This is a genomic window from Bordetella genomosp. 5 (assembly GCF_002261475.1).
Lineage (GTDB): Bacteria > Pseudomonadota > Gammaproteobacteria > Burkholderiales > Burkholderiaceae_B > Bordetella.
This window is the reverse complement of the sequence record NZ_NEVN01000012.1, coordinates 38,177-56,264: the sequence shown is the minus strand read 5'-3', so window position 1 is coordinate 56,264 and position 18,088 is coordinate 38,177. Positions and strand designations below refer to the sequence as shown.

Annotated in this window: 18 protein-coding genes; 9 read left to right on the top strand and 9 right to left on the bottom strand. The window is 67.0% G+C overall.

Going from position 1 to position 18,088, the window contains the following annotated elements; translation table 11 throughout:
• Positions 1-32: 32 nt before the first annotated feature.
• The 6 genes from CEK29_RS20880 to CEK29_RS20855 form a co-directional block, all read right to left on the bottom strand.
• Positions 33-1,370, bottom strand: coding sequence for an NAD(P)H-dependent oxidoreductase (locus CEK29_RS20880; RefSeq protein WP_094804387.1), 1,338 nt, complete (start codon positions 1,368-1,370; stop codon positions 33-35).
• Between the two features lie 85 nt (positions 1,371-1,455).
• Entirely contained in the window at positions 1,456-2,016 is a 561-nt protein-coding gene (locus tag CEK29_RS20875) for a 5'-3'-deoxyribonucleotidase (RefSeq protein ID WP_094804385.1), read from the bottom strand.
• 64 nt (positions 2,017-2,080) lie between these two features.
• Positions 2,081-2,614 (bottom strand): RNA 2',3'-cyclic phosphodiesterase, encoded by a 534-nt coding sequence (gene thpR / locus CEK29_RS20870; RefSeq protein ID WP_094859227.1) that lies wholly within the window; start codon positions 2,612-2,614, stop codon positions 2,081-2,083.
• Positions 2,615-2,734: 120 nt separating this feature from the next.
• Positions 2,735-4,324: an efflux transporter outer membrane subunit gene (locus CEK29_RS20865; RefSeq protein ID WP_094859226.1), complete on the bottom strand. Its 1,590-nt coding sequence runs from the start codon at positions 4,322-4,324 to the stop codon at positions 2,735-2,737.
• A gap of 16 nt (positions 4,325-4,340) precedes the next feature.
• The gene (locus CEK29_RS20860) at positions 4,341-7,535 is read right to left on the bottom strand and encodes an efflux RND transporter permease subunit (protein WP_094804379.1); all 3,195 of its coding nucleotides are present in this window, start codon (positions 7,533-7,535) and stop codon (positions 4,341-4,343) included.
• 33 nt (positions 7,536-7,568) lie between these two features.
• Positions 7,569-8,762 (bottom strand): efflux RND transporter periplasmic adaptor subunit, encoded by a 1,194-nt coding sequence (locus CEK29_RS20855; protein WP_094804377.1) that lies wholly within the window; start codon positions 8,760-8,762, stop codon positions 7,569-7,571.
• 236 nt (positions 8,763-8,998) lie between these two features.
• On the opposite strand from CEK29_RS20855, the gene CEK29_RS20850 reads away from it, so the two are divergent.
• The 5 genes from CEK29_RS20850 to CEK29_RS20830 all read left to right on the top strand — a co-directional run bounded on the left by CEK29_RS20850 (position 8,999) and on the right by CEK29_RS20830 (position 14,228).
• Positions 8,999-10,027 (top strand): LysR family transcriptional regulator, encoded by a 1,029-nt coding sequence (locus CEK29_RS20850; protein WP_094804375.1) that lies wholly within the window; start codon positions 8,999-9,001, stop codon positions 10,025-10,027.
• A gap of 113 nt (positions 10,028-10,140) precedes the next feature.
• On the top strand, positions 10,141-11,265 hold the full coding sequence (locus tag CEK29_RS20845; RefSeq protein ID WP_094859225.1) for an AI-2E family transporter: 1,125 nt from the start codon (positions 10,141-10,143) through the stop codon (positions 11,263-11,265).
• 137 nt (positions 11,266-11,402) lie between these two features.
• On the top strand, positions 11,403-12,170 hold the full coding sequence (locus CEK29_RS20840; protein ID WP_094859224.1) for a phytanoyl-CoA dioxygenase family protein: 768 nt from the start codon (positions 11,403-11,405) through the stop codon (positions 12,168-12,170).
• Between the two features lie 63 nt (positions 12,171-12,233).
• Positions 12,234-13,517, top strand: a complete 1,284-nt coding sequence (gene kch, locus CEK29_RS20835; protein WP_094859223.1) for a voltage-gated potassium channel protein — start codon at positions 12,234-12,236, stop codon at positions 13,515-13,517.
• A gap of 231 nt (positions 13,518-13,748) precedes the next feature.
• On the top strand, positions 13,749-14,228 hold the full coding sequence (locus CEK29_RS20830) for a YbjN domain-containing protein (protein ID WP_094859222.1): 480 nt from the start codon (positions 13,749-13,751) through the stop codon (positions 14,226-14,228).
• 281 nt (positions 14,229-14,509) lie between these two features.
• On the opposite strand, the gene CEK29_RS20825 is transcribed toward CEK29_RS20830, so the two are convergent.
• Complete coding sequence (locus CEK29_RS20825; RefSeq protein ID WP_094859221.1) at positions 14,510-14,740, bottom strand: Arm DNA-binding domain-containing protein; 231 nt, start codon at positions 14,738-14,740, stop codon at positions 14,510-14,512.
• A 377-nt stretch (positions 14,741-15,117) separates the two neighbouring features.
• On the opposite strand from CEK29_RS20825, the gene CEK29_RS20820 reads away from it, so the two are divergent.
• From CEK29_RS20820 to CEK29_RS20805, 4 genes are all read left to right on the top strand, one after another.
• Complete coding sequence (locus CEK29_RS20820; RefSeq protein WP_094859220.1) at positions 15,118-15,396, top strand: hypothetical protein; 279 nt, start codon at positions 15,118-15,120, stop codon at positions 15,394-15,396.
• Positions 15,397-15,398: 2 nt separating this feature from the next.
• Entirely contained in the window at positions 15,399-15,635 is a 237-nt protein-coding gene (locus CEK29_RS20815) for a hypothetical protein (RefSeq protein WP_094859219.1), read from the top strand.
• 190 nt (positions 15,636-15,825) lie between these two features.
• Positions 15,826-16,251 carry a type II toxin-antitoxin system RelE/ParE family toxin gene (locus CEK29_RS20810; protein WP_369597745.1) on the top strand — a complete coding sequence of 142 codons (426 nt, stop codon included), beginning with the start codon at positions 15,826-15,828 and terminating at the stop codon, positions 16,249-16,251.
• A complete protein-coding gene (locus CEK29_RS20805; protein ID WP_094804360.1) occupies positions 16,248-16,535 on the top strand; it encodes a helix-turn-helix domain-containing protein in 288 nt (95 codons plus the stop codon). Before CEK29_RS20810 ends, CEK29_RS20805 begins: the two co-directional genes overlap by 4 nt.
• Before the next feature lie 108 nt (positions 16,536-16,643).
• Here the strand turns inward: CEK29_RS20805 and CEK29_RS20800 are convergent, their stop codons facing one another.
• On the bottom strand, positions 16,644-17,660 hold the full coding sequence (locus CEK29_RS20800) for an amino acid ABC transporter substrate-binding protein (protein ID WP_094804358.1): 1,017 nt from the start codon (positions 17,658-17,660) through the stop codon (positions 16,644-16,646).
• A gap of 109 nt (positions 17,661-17,769) precedes the next feature.
• The gene (locus CEK29_RS20795) at positions 17,770-18,012 is read right to left on the bottom strand and encodes a hypothetical protein (RefSeq protein WP_249279211.1); all 243 of its coding nucleotides are present in this window, start codon (positions 18,010-18,012) and stop codon (positions 17,770-17,772) included.
• Positions 18,013-18,088: the final 76 nt, after the last annotated feature.

Below are 18,088 nucleotides of genomic sequence, written 5' to 3'. Positions count from 1 at the left end.
CCGCGGGTCCCGTCGTTGTTGCTGCCCGGGTGTCAGCCGAAGATCTGCTCCATCTCGCGCCGATAGCGCGCCGCGCGGCTTTCTTCGTCGCTGGCCACGTCGCTCCAGCGGATCGGCTGCGACTGGCGCACCGCGCGCTTGAGCGTGACACCTTGCGCGAGGCCGAGCGGCAGGTAGGCGTCGGCCACGGACTGGCGTGCCGGCATGAGCTTGCCATAAACGGTATAGCCGCCTTCGCCGTCGATTTCCTGGCCGGCCTCCATGTCGCGCTTGGCAGTGGCGATCACGTCGGCATGCCAGGCCGTGGGCGAGCCGGTCGGCTCGCGGCGCAGCCCCACGCTCGCCACGCTCATGCCCAGCTCCAGGCCGATCAGGTGATAAGGCTTGTACATGGCGGCGTAATTGCCGCTCGGGTCGGTCACCATGCCGTACTCCTTGAAGCAGCGGCGCACGAAATCGCTGTCGGCTGCCACGGTGACATACACACCCCAGCGCAGGTCGCGAAACACCGGCCGGCCGTCGCGCTCGAGCGAGCTCACGACTTCGACCTGCCCGCGATGATGCAGCATGCCGCCGTCTTCGCGCGGCCGCAGCACGCGGGCGAGATCGTCGGTGCCGCAGGCGGGAAAGTGCAGGCCCGAGGGCGAGGGCGTGAGGCCGGTGGCGTTGCAGGTGCTCGCCATCTCGAACGCGCTCTTGGTGCCGTCGAGAAAGCTGTTGAACATCTGGGCGTCGAAGTCGCCCGCCGCGACCATCTCGTCGGTGAAGCCGTAGTACGGCCAGACCGTATCGGGCGTGGAGGTATGGAATTCGGGCAGGTACTTGGTGCCCTTGCCTGCCGCGATCACCTCGAAGCCGCTGGCGCGGGCCCAGTCGACCATCTCGCAGATCAGCGCGGGCTGGTCGCCGTAGGCGAGGGAGTACACCAGGCCGGCCTCGCGCGCGCGTCGCGCCATCAACGGCCCGACGAGCGCGTCGGCCGACATATTGGCCATGATGATGTGCTTGCCGTGCTCGACGCAGGCCTGTGCGTGGGCGATGCCGGCGGCGGCACCGGCGCTGGCGTCGATCACGATCTCGACGTCGGGGTCGGCGATGGTGGCGGCAGCGTCGTCGCAGCAATAGACTTTGCCGCTCTTGTAGGCCTGGTGGATGCTGTCGGCGCTGAGCGCCTGCGCCGGCCAGCCCGCCCGGGTGAGCGCGCCGCGGGCATGGACGGGATCGTCGTCGACCACCGCCACCAGCCGCAGGCCCGCCGTGCGCTGCGCCTGGGACAGAAACATGGAAGCGAACTTGCCGGTGCCGATCAGCGCCACCCGCAAGGGTTTGCCGTCGGCCTCGCGTTGCTTGAGCAGGCGATGCAGATTCATGAAAAGCTCCTGGCCATCTGGCGGGCGCGTGAGGCGCCGCCGTGTCGTTCAGGATAGCCCTAAATCATGACCGCCGGCAGAGGGGTCAGGCGTCGGCCCGGTAGAGTTCGCCCGCCAGCACGTTGCGCCAGTTCTGCCAGTTCAGGCGCGGGCGGTCGGTCACGTGGCGGTTGTAGGGTGCGTCGTACAGAATATGGCGCCAGGCGGGGCGCACCAGCCCCGAGATGGCGGGCCGGTCGTCGATCAGCAGGTCGGCGTTCACGAGCGTCTTGTCGCGCGTGAGGATGAGCCGCTCGGTGGCGGCGCGGCCCAGGTGGCGTTCGATCCAGAGATACTTTTCGGCCACGCAGTTTTCGAACTGGCGCAGCGGCGACGAGCAGATGCCCACCTGCAGCCCGAGCGCATTCAGATCGCGCCAGGCCTCGATGGCGCCGGGCACGGGCGGCAGGTTGCGGATGAAGCCGGGCGCGGTGTAGATCGCCTCGGCCTTGGCGCGCAGCTCGGGCGGGTAGTCTTCGAGGATATGGAACGACTTGCGGTCTTCGAACGCGATCGGCGGGATGTCGGGGTGGCGTTCACGCCAGGCGGCGATGAACGCGTGTTCGAAGTCGGCGAGGACGCCGTCTTGATCGAGCAGAATCAGCATGGCGGCCGCTGCGAAAGAGGAGGTGCCAGGATTGTGCCACGGGGCGCGGCGCGCGGCCGGCGGTTCAGTCCGGGATGCCAGACCCGCTCTGGGCGATCACGTGATACCGCGCGCCACCCCCCGGCTCGGAACGCACGAGCACACAGCGGTCGTAGCGCCACACGAGCGGGGCGGGCGGCGAAGGGGGCGCCACGCGCGTGTCTCGCAACAGCGTGACGTGCGGACGAAACGGCTGAGCCGGCACCGGCCAGCCCAGGTCGCCGAGCGCCTGCCAGAGCTTGTCGTGCAGGCTGTTGAGCGCGCCATCGGCGGCGTCGGGGCCGGCCCACACCACGGAGGCGCGTTCGAAGCGGCCGTACTGACTCAGCTGAATCTCTCCCGGCGGCACGTGCAAGGCGCCGGTGAGGGCAGCCAGCGGCGCGATGCGCGCCGGCTCGACGGCGCCCAGGAAGGCAAGGGTGAGATGCAGGGTGTCGGGCCGCATCCGGCGCCCGCCGCAGTGGGCGTGGGCCGCTGCGGTCCAGCCGGTATCCAGCGCCTGCGCCACCTCGGGGGCGGGCCACAGGGCAAAGAAGAGACGGGCGGCGGGCGGGTTCATGCAAGCATTATGAACCTGCCCACCTCGGCGGCCCCGCCTAGCCAGCCGCGCCTCGCCGGCCGCGCCTCGGCGGCCCCGCCTAGCCGGCCGCGCCTAGCCAGCCGCACCTCGCCGGCCCGTTCAGCGTCGCGCGAGGCGGGTGTCGCCGGCGACTTGCGCCTGTGGTTGCCGGGCGGCCGGGGTCTCGGCCGGCGTGTCGGCCGGCGTGTCGCCGGTGCGGGCCTGCGGCGCGGCGCCGGGCAGCGGCGTGTCCCAGCCGCCACCCAGGGCGCGTACCAGCGCCACCGCGGAACGGGCGCGTTCGCCGCTCAACTGCACCGACACGCGTTGCTGCGTGAGCACCGTGCGGTCGGCCTCGATCACGTCGAGATAGCTGATCGAGCCCTCGCGATATTGCGTGCGCGAGATGCGTGCGGCGCGCGCGGCCGAATCCACCGCGCTGTCCTGCACACGCGTCTGGTCCGCGAGGATGCGCAGGTTGGCGAGGTTGTCTTCGACTTCGCGGAAGGCGTTGAGCACGGTCTGGCGATACTGCGCCACATCTTCCTCGTAGACCGCGCGGGCGCGGTCTACGCCGGCCTGACGTCGGCCGCCATCGAAGATCGGCACCGACAGCGCCGCGCCCACCAGCGGGCCCAGCAGGAAGGTGCGCGACGACCACTCGAACAGATTGCCCAGCGACGACGACTCGTAGCCAAACGCGCCGGTGATATCCAGCCGCGGGAAGAACGCCGACTTGGCCACGCCGATGCGGGCGTTGGCGGCGGCCATGGCGCGTTCTGCCGCGGCGATGTCGGGACGGCGCTCGAGCAGGGTGGACGGCAGGCCCGCGGGGATCTGCACCAGCACCGGGGCGAGCGGCAGCGCCGGCATCGTGAACTCGGCGGGCGTCTTGCCCAGCAGTACGGCCAGCGCGTGCTCGGCCACCGCGCGCTGGCGATCCACGCCCAGCGACTGCGATTGCGCGGACGCGAGCTCGGACTTGGCGCGCGCCAGGTCGAGCTCGCTGATGTCGCCCGCGTCGTAGCGGCGCTGAATCAGTTGCAGGCTCTCTTCACGAAGGCTCACGGTCTGGCGGAACAGCCGGGATTCCGCGTCGAACTCGCGCACCTGAAAGTAGGCCTGGGCCACGTCTGCCTGCAGCGCGAGCAGCACCGAGCGATACAGCGCTTCGCTCGCCTGGGCGTCGGCGCTAGCGGCCTCGACATTGCGCGACACGCGCCCGAACAGATCCGCCTCGTAGGCCACCGAGGCCTGTCCGCGCCAGAGGGTGTTGGCCGACGACGGCGCGTCATCGGCCAGGCCCTGCGAGGCCGGGGAGGGCCGTTGGCGAGTGGGGCCGAAGCCCGCATCCACGCGCGGGAAATAGTCGGATCGCGCATCGCGTTGCAGCGCGCGAGCCTGCTGCAGACGCGCGACGGCGGCCTGCAGATTCTGGTTGGCCTGCAGCGCCTCGGCTTCCAGCGCATCGAGCGCGGGGTCGCCGAAGATCTTCCACCATTCGCCGCGCAGCGCATCCTCGGACGGCGTGGCCGCCTTCCAGGTGCCGGCTTCGTGGGCGGGCAGGTTGGCGGGCGTGGTGACGCCCGCTTCTTTGTACGCGGCGGGCGTGGCCACCGCGGGTTTTTCGTAGTCCGGTCCTACCGCGCACCCCGCCAGAACCAGCAGGGAGAACAAGAGGGCGGAGCCACGCACATAGCGTTGTTTCATGGTCAGACTCCGGGAATCAATGGCTGTGGCCGGGTTCGTGGGACACGTGCAGCGGACCCTCGTGTTGCGAGGCCGAATGCAGCTTGCGCTTGCTTAGGTTGCGCAGCACCACGTAGAACACCGGCGTCAGGAACAGGCCGAACAGCGTCACGCCCAGCATGCCGAAGAACACGGCCACACCCATGGCGTAGCGCATCTCGGCGCCGGCGCCGGTGGCGAGCACCAGCGGCACCACACCCATGATGAACGCGATGGACGTCATCAGGATGGGGCGCAGGCGCAGGCGGCTGGCCTCGATGGCGGCCTCGCGCGGCGTGGCGCCCTGCATTTCGAGCTCGCGGGCGAACTCCACGATCAGGATCGCGTTCTTCGCGGATAGCCCCACCAGCACCATCAGGCCGATCTGCGTGAAGATGTTGTTGTCGTTGCCGGTCAGGTACACCCCGGCCAGCGCGGCGAGCACGCTCATGGGCACGATCAGGATCACGGCCAGCGGCAGCGTCAGGCTTTCGTACAGCGCGGCCAGCACCAGGAACACGAGCAGCACGCTGATCGGGAACACCCACACGCCGGCGTTACCGGCCAGGATCTGCTGGTAGGTCAGGTCGGTCCACTCGAACTTCATGCCACGCGGCAGCGTTTCGGCGGCCACGCGTTCGGCGGCTGCCTGAGCCTGGTTGGTGGAATAGCCGGGCGCGGGTCCGCCGTTGATGTCGGCGGCCGTATAGCCGTTGTAGCGCACCACCTGCTCGGGCCCGAAGGTCTGGTTGACCTTGACCAGCGACGACAGCGGCACCATCTCGCCGGCTGCGTTGCGCGTCTTGAGTTGCAGGATGTCTTCGGGATGCGAACGGAACTGCGCATCGGCCTGGGCACGCACCTGGAACACGCGGCCGAAGCGATTGAAGTCGTTCACATACATCGAGCCCAGATAAATCTGCATGGTGTCGAAGACTTCGGTCACCGGCACGCCGAGCTGCTTGGCCTTGACGCGGTCGAGATCCACGTCGAGCTGCGGCACGTTGATCTGGAAGTTCGAGAACCCCGGGCCGAGTTCGGGCGTCTGCGCGGCCTTGGCGAGGAAGGCCTGGGTGGCCTGGTCCAGCGCTTCGTAACCGAGCGCGGCCCGATCCTCGATCTGCAGCTTGAAGCCGCCGAGCGTGCCCAGCCCCAGCACCGGCGGGGGCGGGAACACGGCCACGAACGAGTCCTTGATGCTGCCGAACTTCTGATTCAGGCTCGCCGCGATGGCGTCGCCCGACAGGGCCGCATCCTTGCGTTCGCCGAAGGGCTTGAGCGTGACGAACACGATGCCGGCGCTCGAGCTATTGGTGAAGCCGTTGATCGACAGGCCGGGGAAGGCGATGGCGCTCTGCACGCCGGGCTCGTTCAGCGCGATTTCCGACATGCGGCGGATCACCGACTCGGTACGGTCGAGCGAGGCGCCGTTGGGCAGTTGCGCAAAGCCGATCAGGTATTGCTTGTCCTGCGCGGGCACGAAGCCGCCGGGCACCAGATACGAGATGCCCACGGTCGCGCCCAGCAGCACGGCGTAGACCAGCATGGCCGAGCTCTTGCGGCGGATCACGCCCGTCACGCCGGTGGCGTAGCGGTCGGAACCGCGCGAAAACATCCGGTTGAACCAGGCAAAGAAGCGGCCGAACACTTTGTTCATGCCACGCGTCAGCCAGTCGGGCTTCTCGCCGTGGCCCTTGAGCAGCAGCGCCGACAGCGCGGGCGAGAGCGTGAGCGAGTTGAAGGCCGAGATCACCGTCGAAATGGCGATGGTCATGGCGAACTGCTTGTAGAACTGGCCCGACAGGCCGGTCATGAAGGCCAGCGGCACGAACACCGCGCACAGCGTGAGCGCAATCGCGATGATGGGGCCGCTCACCTCGCGCATGGCGCGATAGGTGGCGTCGCGGGGACTGAGGCCGGCCGCGATATTGCGTTCGACGTTTTCCACCACCACGATCGCATCGTCCACCACGATGCCGATGGCCAGCACCATGCCGAACAGCGACAGCGCGTTGATGGAATAGCCGAACATCAGCAGGAACGCGAAGGTCCCGATGATGGACACCGGCACCGCGAGCAGCGGAATGATCGACGCGCGCCAGGTCTGCAGGAACAGAATCACGACCAGCACGACGAGCGCGATGGCTTCCAGCAGCGTGTGCACCACGGCCTCGATACTGGACTTCACGAACTGGGTCGGGTCGTATTCGATGCGGTATTCCACGCCGGGCGGGAAGTCCTGCGACAGCTCCTGCATCGCGGCGCGCACCTGCGTCGCCACGTCGAGCGCGTTCGAGCCGGGCGACTGCATGATGCCCATGCCCACCGCCGGCTTGTTGTCGAGCAGCGAGCGCAGCCCGTACTCCTGGGCGTCGAGCTCCACGCGGGCCACGTCCGACAGATGCGTCACGCCGCCGTCGGGCGAGGTCTTCAGGATGATGTCGCGAAACTCTTCTTCGGTCTGCAGGCGGCCGCGCGCATTCACGTTGAGCTGCAGCGGCACGTCGCCCACCGTGGGCGAAGCGCCGATCACGCCGGCCGCGACCTGCACGTTCTGTTCGCGGATCGCATTGACCACTTCGGTCGCGGTCATGCCGCGCTGCGCGATCTTCTGCGGATCGAGCCATACGCGCATCGAGTAGTTACCGGCGCCCCACACCGTGACCTCGCCCACGCCGTTGATGCGTGCGAGGCGATCCTTCACGTTGATGATGGAATAGTTGCGCAGATAGGTGATGTCGTAGCGATCGTTGGGCGAGATCAGATGCACCACGAGGGTCAGCGTGGGCGAGCTCTTGGCGGTCGTCACGCCCAGGCGCTGCACGTCGGGCGGCAGGCGCGGTAACGCCTGCGACACGCGGTTCTGCACCAGCTGCTGCGCCTTGTCGGGGTCGATGCCGAGCTTGAAGTTGATCGTGAGCGTGAGGTTGCCGTCGCTATTGGCCTGCGACTGCATGTACAGCATGTCCTCGACGCCGTTGATCGCCTCTTCGAGCGGCGAGGCCACGGTTTCGGCGATCACCTTGGGGTTGGCGCCGGGATACTGAGCCCGCACCACCACCGATGGCGGCACCACCTCGGGGTATTCGGAGATGGGAAGCTGGAACATGGCCAGGAGCCCGCCCAGCAAGACCAGCACCGATAACACGCCCGCGAAAATGGGGCGGTCGATGAAGAATTTGGAGATGTTCATTGTTGTTCCGTACGGAAGTACGTCCGCTTTTTCTTATTGCAGCGTGGCCTGCGCGGTCTTGACGGCCGCGGGCGCGGTATCCATCGACACCAGGTTGGGCGAGACCTGCTCGCCAGGGCGCACGCGCTGCAGACCATTGACCACGATGCGTTCGCCCGCCTCGAGGCCCTTTTCGACGACGCGCAGCGGGCCGACATTCGCGCCCAGCGTCACTTCGCGGTAGGCCGCCTGGTTCTTGTCGTCCACGACCAGCACGTAACGCTTGTTCTGGTCCGTGCCGACCGCACGCTCGTCGACCAGGACGGCGTCGCGCGGTGCACCCCCGCCCAGCCGCACGCGGGCATAGAGGCCGGGCAGCAGGCTGCCATCGGTGTTGGCGAACACCGCACGCACGCGGATCGTGCCCGAGGTGGTATCCAGGCGGTTGTCGATCGATTGCACGCGGCCCTCACGGGAGTACGCGTCTTCGTTGGCCAGGCCGAGTTGCACCGGCACGTCGGTGCCCGCGGCGCGAGCCGGGTTCACGTACTTGAGGAAGGTTTGTTCGTCCACGTCGAACGATGCGTACATCTCGGCCACCGACACCAGGGTGGTCAGCGCCACCGACTGGGCGCCCGCGTTGACCACGTTGCCCACCGTGACCTCGGCGCGCGAGACGCGGCCGTCGACCGGTGCCTCGATGCGCGTGTAGCCCAGATTGAGCTTGGCCGACTCGAGCGCGGCCTGCGCGCCCTGCAGATTGGCGGCGGCTTCGCGCGCGGCATTCTGTTTTTCTTCGAGGTCGCGCTTGGCGATGGCGTTTTCGGTGATCAGACGCTGACCGCGGGCCAGGTCGGAGGCGGTGTACGAGACGCGGGCGCGGGCGGCGGCCAGCGCGGCCTGGGCGCGGTCGACCTCGGCGGCGTACGGACGCGGGTCGATCGTGAACAATACGTCACCCTTTTTGACCAGCTGGCCGTCCTTGAAATGGACCTGCGTGAGCGTGCCGGACACGAGAGGGCGGATATCGACCCGGTCGATCGCCTCGAGGCGGCCGGAATAGCGCTGCCAGTCGACGATGGAGCGCGTGAAGGCGGGGGCCACGTCGACCGGCGGCGCGCTGGGCGCGCCCTGGGCCTGGGCGGTGGCGCCGCCGTGCGGGCCCGGGTTCCACAGATAAAAGCCGGCGCCGGCGACGAGGGCGGCGGCGAGCGACAATACGGCGATACGATGGCGCGAAACCGTCATGGTTCTTCCTTGGATGCAGATAGGGGGGATCGGGGAGAGGCCGGCTGTCTGCGCGGGGAGGGTGCGCAAGGCGGGGGGTGAAAATCCGGTCTGGCCGATACAGATGGCCGAATTCTGTGCCTTTTGACGGTTAGAATAAACAATCCTATTTCGGCAATACTGTTCGTTCCAGCCGTACAATTCGGACCGATTCCGGGTTATGCTGCGCACACGTCTGTCATTCAGGACACAGGACCATGGACCGATTTCAAGCCATGCAGGTGTTTGTGCGGGTGGTCGAAGCCAATAGCTTCACCCGGGCCGCCGACATCCTGGCGCTGCCGCGCACCACGGTGACCACCATCATCCAGAACCTGGAACGGCACCTGGGCGTGCGTCTGCTCAACCGCACCACCCGCCGTATCAGCCTCACGCCCGATGGCGCGGCCTACTACAAACATTCCACCCGCATCCTGGCCGAGGTCGAGGAGACCGAAGCCTGCTTCCAGGACGCCGCGTTGCGCCCGCAGGGGCGTCTGCGCATCGACGTGCCGGCTTGTATCGGGCGCCTGGTGCTGATTCCCGCGCTCTGCGAGTTCCACCAGCGCTACCCCGACGTGGAGCTGGTGATCGGCATGGGCGAACGCCGCGTCGATCTGGTGCAGGAGGCGGTCGACTGCGTGATCCGTTCGGGGCCGCTGGAGGATTCCAGCCTGGTCGCGCGCCGCATCGGCACCTTCCAGACCCTGACCTGCGCCGCGCCTTCCTATCTCGAGCGTGAAGGCGTGCCGCACACGCTGGCCGACCTCGAGCGCCATTACGCCGTGCATTACTTCGGGACGGGCGGCCGCAACTGCAGCTGGGACTTCGTGGTCGACGGCAAGGAGCAGACGGTCGACGTGCCGGGCATCGTGTCGGTCAACGACCTGAGCGCGCACGTCGCGTGCGGCGTGCAGGGCTTCGGCCTGATCCAGACCGCGCGCTACATCGCGCTGCCGCATCTGCAATCAGGCGAGCTGGTCGAGGTGCTGCCGCAATGGAAGCCCTCGCCGGTGCCGATTTCGCTGCTGTATCTGCAGAGCCGCCAGCTGTCGCCCAAGGTGCGCGTGTTTTCCGACTGGGTGGCCGAGCTGTTCGCGCGCTGCCCGCTCTTGAGCGGCCGCGACGAAAACGACGCCGATTACGGCGCCTGCGGCATGGCCGTGCAGCAGCCCGAGCTCTCGCCCGAGGCGGCCCAGGCCACGCGTCACCGGGTGCCCCTGGAAGCACCCGAGTTCGTGATGTAAGCGGCAAGGGGCGGCGCCACGCCGCCCCATTCAGGCGAGGGGCGGAAAACCTGTCTGCAAAAGTGGGTATATTGCGGGAGTTCCCACCGACTTTCGAGTGAGCCGCCCCGCCCATGCAGCCTGTACTACCCGCATTCCTGATTGCCCGCTGGCTGTTGCTCCTGGTGCTGTTGGCAGGTATTTATTTCCTGTCGGGCTTTCTGGTGCCGGCGCTCGCGGCGCTCATCATCGGGCTGGCCACCTGGCCGCTCTATCGGCGACTCCTGAATTTCTGTGGCGGCCGCAACATCATGGCGGCCACGCTGGCGCTGCTGGCGGTGATCCTCGTGCTGATCGTGCCGCTGTCGTTCGCGCTGTCGTACGCCATCCAGGAAGCGAGCAATTTCGTCGGCTGGGCGCTGGCCGCCAACAAGCATGGCGTAGCGGTACCGCTCTGGATCAGCTCGCTGCCCGTGGTGGGCGAGCGCCTCTCCATCTATTGGCAGACATATCTGGGCGAGCCCCACGCGCTGGGCGCCCTGGTCGAGATGGTCTCCGGCCAGCATCTGGGCAACATCTACCGCATGGTGCTGTCGGCCACGGGCAATGTGTTCCAGCTCCTGCTGACCGTGCTCTTCATGCTGATCACGCTGTTCTTCGTCTACAAAGACGGCAACCGCATGGTGGGCCAGCTCGACATCCTGGGCGAACGCATCCTGCCCGCGCGCTGGCAGCGTTTCTCGCGCGTGGTGCCGGCCACGGTCAGCTCCACCGTGACGGGCATGACCCTGATCGCGTTGGGCGAAGGCGTCGTGCTGGGTCTGGCCTATTGGGTGGTGGGCGTGCCGTCGCCGGTGCTGCTGGGCGCGATCACCGGCTTCATGGCGCTGATCCCGGGCGGCGCGCCGCTCTCGTTCACGCTGGTGTCGCTGTATCTCGTGGGCTCCAATCAGGTGGTCGAGGGCATCGGCCTGTTTCTGTGGGGCACGATCGAACTCTTCATCGTCGACAAGACCCTGCGTCCGCGCCTGGTGGGCGGGCCGGTCAAGCTGCCGTTCCTGCCGACCTTCTTCGGCCTGGTCGGCGGCGTCAAGACCATGGGCATCGTGGGGCTCTTCGTGGGTCCGGTGCTGATGGCGCTGCTGGTGGCGATCTGGCGCGAGTGGGTACATAACGTCGAGACCCAGCGCGACCACGATCGTCTGCCCGACGAACGCACGCGCGAGCTCGCTGCCGCCGAGGCCGACACGCACCGCTGAGCGCGGCGCATCTTCCCGTCAAAGGAGTATGCTAGTGCGTCCTCGCGCCGGGGGTACCGCACTGCGATCCGCCGGCCGATGACGCCGTGGCCGCGCGGCGTTGCGCGCCGCCACCTTTGCCCGTAGAGAGGAATAAGATGTCTGCGCCTTCGGTTGCCGAGCTGGTCGCCACCTTGCGTGAGCAGGGTTTCGTGATCGTGCGCAACTTTGCGTCTCCCCCGCAACGCCTCGATCTGCTCGCCGCCGCGCAGCACGACCTCGAACACGCGGTGGCCCCCATCGAATACGAAGCCGACCTGCAATACCCGGGCGCGCCGACCTCGCGCGAATCCGAAGGCGGCCTCACGGTACGCCGGCTGCTCAACGCCTACGGCCGCGGCCCGATGTTCCAGGCCTGGGCCACGGATCCCCGCATCGCGGCCTTGCTGCGCAACTACTACGAAGGCGACACGCCGGTGCTCTCGACGGTGCATCACAACTGCGTGATGACCAAGCACCCCGCCTTCGGCAGCCTGACCGGCTGGCACCAGGACATCCGCTACTGGTCGTTTTCCGACACCGATCTCGTGTCCTGTTGGCTGGCGCTGGGCCGCGAGTTCGCCGACAACGGCGCGCTGTACTTCATCCCGGGTTCGCATCGCGCGGCGTTCGGCCCCGAGTGCTTCGACGAACACAAGTTCTTCCGCGCCGATCTGCCTGCCAACCAGGAGTGGATCGCGCGCGCGGTCTGCCCCGAGCTGGCGCCGGGCGACGTGGTGTTCTTTCATTGCCGCACGCTGCACGCGGCGCAGCAGAACGCCACCGGCAGCGTCAAGATGTCGCTGGTCCACACGTATCATCCCGAGCATATCCATCCCTTGCCGGGCACCCGTTCGGACAGCGCGCCGGGTGTGCCGCTGCGCTGAGCGGTTGCGCCAGGTCATGGTCCGGCGTGTCCGGACGCGCCGCGGTTTCGAGAGGAGCGTCGCATGAACCCCGCCGTACCTCCCGCGGTGCAGCCCGCCGCACCGTCCGCCGCACCGCCCGTCACCGGGGCTTCATCGTCCGCGCCAGCGGCGCCTGCCGGCTGGCGCGCCCGTCTCGCGGCGGGCGCCCATGCTGTCGTGGCGCTGCTGGTCGCGATCAACGGCGCACTGTTCGTGGCGCCGCTGCTGCGCCGCGCCGGCTCCGGCGAGGCCAGCGTCTGGGCGGCGCTGGACACCTGGCGCGACACCATCGACGCCATCGGGGTCCTCGAGTTGCCCCGCCTGGTGTTGGGCGCGGGCGTGCTGCTGATGGCGGTCGGGTTGCTGCTACGGGCGCGGGTCGCGTGGGCATTCTCGCTCGCGCTGCTGCTCACCGTGGCGCTGTTCGTGTATCTGGGCGCCGCCGGCCTGCATCGCGCCGCGCTGTTGAGCTACACGCTGCTGGTGGTCGTGCTGCTGTGCGCGTCCTGGCGCCAGTTCGACCGCGCCAGCCTGGCGGCGGGCAGTCTCTTCGCGCTGGTCAGCGTGGGGTCGCTACTGCTCTACGCGGTGTTCGGGGCGTTGTATCTCGGCGCGGAGTTCGTGCCCGCCTTGACCGATCTGCCGCAAGCCCTCTATTTTGCGGTGGTGACCATGGCCACGGTCGGCTATGGCGACATCGTGCCGCACTCGACCGCGGCGCGCTTTTTCACGGTGTCCATCATCATCCTGGGCATCACGGTGTTCGCCACCGCGGTCAGCGCGGTGATCGGCCCCATCATCGGGGGCAGTCTCAAACGATTGGTCCGAGGCCGGATTTCACACGCCATGCGCAAGAACCATGTGATCATCGCCGGCGCCACGCCGCTGGCACAAAGCGTGTATCAAGGCATGCGCGGCCGCGATTTCCCGGTGACGGTGATCGTGCCGCCCGGCGTGCCGCATGAATTTCCGGCGGATGCCGACCTCATCATCGACGATCCTTCCAGCGCGACGGTCCTGGCCACTGCCGGCGCCGCGCGTGCGCGCTTCATTCTCGCGCTGCGCGACGACGATGCCGACAACGCCTTCATCGTGCTGGCCGCCAAGGAAGTGGCCGGCCCGGACACCAAGACGGTGGCAATGGTCAGCGCCAGTAAGCATCTGCAGAAGATGCGCCGCGTGCAACCCGACATGGTGTTCTCGCTGCAGTTGCTCGGCAGCGAGCTGCTGGCGCGCACGCTCACCGGCGAGCCCATCGACCATCGGCTCGTGACGGACCTGTTCTTCGCGCAGACGGCGTCGCAGGATCCGGCGCCGCAGACCTGAACGGCGCGGATTCCGTCCGGCTGCGCGCGCGGGGGTGCTTCCGACAGAGGCAGGTCGAGCCGCGGACGGGGCGCAGCAGGACGCTATAGGGCAGAGATCGGCCGTATATAGGCCGAGCGGGCGCGGCGAATGGGCGATAAGCTATGCGGCGGGAAACGGTTCGGCACCTGCCGCCAGGCCGTCATACCCGTCCAACGCCTGAGCGCCGATCCACTCTTCCACGGGAAATACATGACCGAAGCCACCATCATCCAAGCCGTCACCTTGCCCCGCGTGCAGGCCCTTCTGCAAGAGCAGGGCTATCGCGTCACCGTGTCCGAACAGAACGGTCTGTCCCAACTGCTGAGTGCCTCGCAGGGCATCGGTTTCTCGCTGCGCTTCGGCAATCCCGCCCAGACCCAGGGTGAATTCGTCGACTACACCTTCAGCTGCGCGCTGCGCGTGCAGGGCGATCTGCCGGCGGGTCTCGCGGATAGCTGGAATGCGGGCAAGCGCTTCGCCCGCCTGAGCGTGCAGGGCAATTTCCTCGTGCTCGAGATGGATGTGATCCTGGCGGGTGGCGTCAGCGAAAATCATCTGCGCGCCAATACCGAGCTGTGGGACCGCCTGCTGCAGGAGCTGGTGTTGTTCCTGCGCCAGTTCATGCAGCAAGCCGAAGGCGCGGGCGCGACGGCCGCCCCGCTGGCGAATGGCGAGGCGGTGAACGCCTGATCGGTAAGGTTTGGCGGCGAGCGCGGCCCGATGCGGCCGCGTTCGTTCGCCACGCGCGGCATGGCCGCGGCGATCCGGGGCCCTGCCCCGGGTCAGATTTACACGGCGTCAATCCTGTTTGCGCCTGTTCCCAAGCCGCTCCGATCCCCGATTTACCGCCGGGAATCCGACCGGCTGAGCAAAAAGTGCGCAATTTCGCGGTCTCGAGTCGTACCTTGTAGCATTTGCTTGCCGGGCCCGCGGGCGCGATTTTCGCCTCGATCGGGCCTCGGCGATCGGCCTCAGCCCGGCGGCGAGGCCTTGCGGCGCGAGTTCGGAAAATACGCCGCGTAGTCGAAGTCGCCGCGCGCGATCGCCTCGAGAATATCGGCACGCTGCTGCGCCGCCCGCTTCAGATTTGCCGCGGTGGGCCTGATCCGCAGCCGTTCGATGCAGTGTTCGCCACGGTAGACGAAGCCGATCTCGATCGATGATTCGGATGCGGGCCGCACGCCCTCGAAGCCAGTACTCATTGCGTTTCGTCTCGATGTCCCTGCGGGCTCTCACTATATCCCGCCGCCGACCCCTCGGTCTTTGCCTTCCCTTACAACTTGATGCCCCGGTGTCACGCCGGCTGGCTACGCTAGTTCCACGACTTGGCCGGCGCCTTGTCGGGCCGTGCCGGGAACGCGGCTTGCCATAGCAACAGCGCCGGACCCTGCAACGAACGTCGTGAACTTGGGAAGGTTCACCCCCCGGTGACCGATAACAGCCTCAAACACCGGGCAGCGATCAACGCAGGGCGGTCCATAGCCTCAAAGAAAAAAGCTATTAAATTCATTGAATCAATTCAATGGCCCTATTGATTAGCCAGAAGCTATCGTACAAAAAACGAACTAAGGAGAAGTCTATGAAATCCCGCGCTTTTGTCCGCGCCCGCGCCATCAAGATCCCCGAGGGACTCGCGCTCGCGCTCGGCGCCGCCCTGCTGGCCCTGATCGCCTTGCCCGATGCGCATGCCGATGAGCCCGTCGCCGTCGCGCCGGCCGCCTCGCAATCGGCGGCCGCCACCGGCACGCCGGTGTCCTCCCTGAAAGCGGAGCTGTGCGAGCAGGCCGCCAAGCCGTACTACGGCCTGCGCGACACGCTGTTGATGGCCCAGGGTGTGCTGGTCGCCGCCGGAGAGTAATCATGGCCCATCCTGTTGCAGCCATCATGATCTGCCTGGGCCTGATCGCCTGCAGCGTCGGCGCTGTGGTGCAGGCCAATGAGCTGAGCGGCTTCCAGGCCGGCGGCACCCATGCGCGCTACGCCTGCGCAGCGCAAGCAGCCGTCGCCGCTCCCGTCAGCGCCGATGCTGACGAGGCCGATGTCGAAGACCTGATCGACGCCCACTACCAACTCACGGCTTTCGGCCGCCGCGCTTAAGGCGCTCGATGCGCGCTGGCTGTCGCACGCGGCGCGATGCCTTCGCGACGGCGTCCGGCGCACGAGGTCAGCGTTCGCTCGTTACCGGGCATCAAGCCCCTCACTGGGCTGCGGTCATCCGCAAGGGGCACCGCGATCTCACTTGATCCCCGCCACCTGTCGGGATCTGCATACTTCCGGATCCCCTCGCATGCGCCCGGCGCAGGCCGATTTCGGGCATGGGCCAGTGCAAGATTCTGTCCTGATACTGGCTAGGCGAACCATCGGTATCCATTGTTTTTATATAATTATTTATATGAAGCCGCTATGCTTTGTCGGCTCGGCCCTGGCCGAGCTGCGCGCCTTTCCTGCCGACGCACGAAGACAAGCTGGCTTCGAGTTGGACGCGATCCAGCGAGGCTTCATGCCCAGCGACTTCAAGCCTCTGATCACCGTCGGACCGGGCGTGTACGAGATCCGGATTCATGTGGCAGGCGAGTGGCGGATTATTTTTATCGCTCGCCGGATGGAGGCGATTTACGTGCTGCATGCCTTTCAAAAGAAATCCCGCGCACTCTCGTTGTCCGATCTGGAGCTGGCCATCCGCCGCTACCGGTCTCTACAGGAAACGCGATGAGTACAACGATCATTGAATCCAGTGGCAATGTTTTTGCCGACCTGGGCTTTTCCGCCGAGGAGGCCGCCTTGCTGGCGCTTCGGGCGGAGCTCATGGGTAACCTGCGCGAATGTATCGAGGCGCGGCGCTGGACTCAGGCCCAGGCCGCCGCGGCGCTCGGTGTCAGCCAGCCGCGCATCTCCGACCTGATCCGCAACAAGTGGGATCGCTTCAGCCTCGACATGTTGGTGTCGCTGGCGATTCGCGCGGGGCTGGATCCTCGCGTGACCTCCAGATCACGCTGACACCGACTGTTGTGTTCCCTGCGCTCCCCGATCGGCGGGCCGCGCAAAGAAAACGGGCGCATCGGGCGCCCGTTTGCCGTTAACCCGCTGTCGCGGCTTGTGCCTCGATCAGCGCACCGGCCAGCCGTACATCAGGCCGCCATCCTTGTACGAAGCGTTCAGGCCGCGGGCGAGTTTCATCGGGCTGGTCATGCCGAGGTTCTTCTCGAAGCTCTCGCCGTAATTGCCGATGTTCTTGATGATGTTGTAGGCCCACTTGTCGTCCACGCCGAGATTCTTGCCCATGCCCGGCGTCACGCCCAGCAGACGCTGCACGTTGGGGTTGTTGCTCTTGAGCATCTCGTCGACGTTCTTCGAGGTGATGCCATATTCCTCGGCTTCGAGCATGGCGTTCAGCGTCCAGCGCACCACGTTGAACCACTTCTCGTCGCCCTGACGCACCATCGGGCCGAGCGGCTCCTTGGAGAAGTTCTCGGGCATGATCACGTACTGCTCGGGATTCTCGAGCGTGGTGCGGGCGGCGGCGAGCTGCGACTTGTCGCCGGTAAAGGCGTCGCAACGGCCCATCGCAAAGGCGCGGATCACTTCGTCCAGGCGTTCAACGACCACCGGCTTGAAGGCAATGTTCTCGGCGCGGAACCAGTCGGCCAGGTTGAGTTCGGTGGTGGTGCCCGGCTGCACGCATACGGTGGCGCCGTTGAGCTCCTTGGCGCTCTTCACGTTGAGCGACTTGTTCACCATGATGCCCTGGCTGTCGTAGTAGTTCACGCCCACGCCGATCAAGCCGAGCGTGGTGTCGCGCGTGAGCGAGAGCGTCGTGTTGCGCGGCAGCACGTCGACTTCGCCCGACTGCAGGGCGGTAAAGCGCTGCAGCGCGCTCACGGCCATGATCTTGGACTTGGACGCATCACCGAACATGGTGATCGCGATGGCGCGGCACAGGTCGACGTCGAGGCCGATCCAGCCACCCTTGCTGTCGTTCACCGAGAAGCCGGCCACGCCCGTGGACACGCCGCATTGGACAAAGCCTTTGTTCTTGACGTTGTCGAAGGTCGGACCGGCATGCGCCGTCCAGGACGATACGAGCAGAGCGGCGCCGGCCGCTACCAGGTTCAGGGCTTTCATCGAGTCTCCGCGTGGCTCAACGCCAAGTGTGGGAATGGGTCCGCCGACGGGCGGATCCGTGCGCGGCATGGTACCAGCGTCCGACACCGCGAGAATGGGGGAATTCCCTTTAAATTCGTACGGCGGAATCAACGCGCCTCAATCGGGCCGTAAACCTTTGCTTCTGGTCGAGAACACGCCACACGGCCGGCCCCAGATCGAGCGTGTCCGGCAGCAGCTGGAAAACGATATAGCGCTGGCTGGCGCGAAAGCCTCGCCAACGCAGCGCGGCCAGGCTCAGCGCATGCGCTGCGTTGTAGGCGAGGTCGAATCGGCTTTCCAGCGCCAACGTGCTGTTTTGCGCGTCGCGCAAGCGTGTCGCGCCCGAGCGGCGCAGGCGCGGCAGGCGGGGGAGCCAAGCGCGTGGCCATCAGGCCACGCGTCTCGAC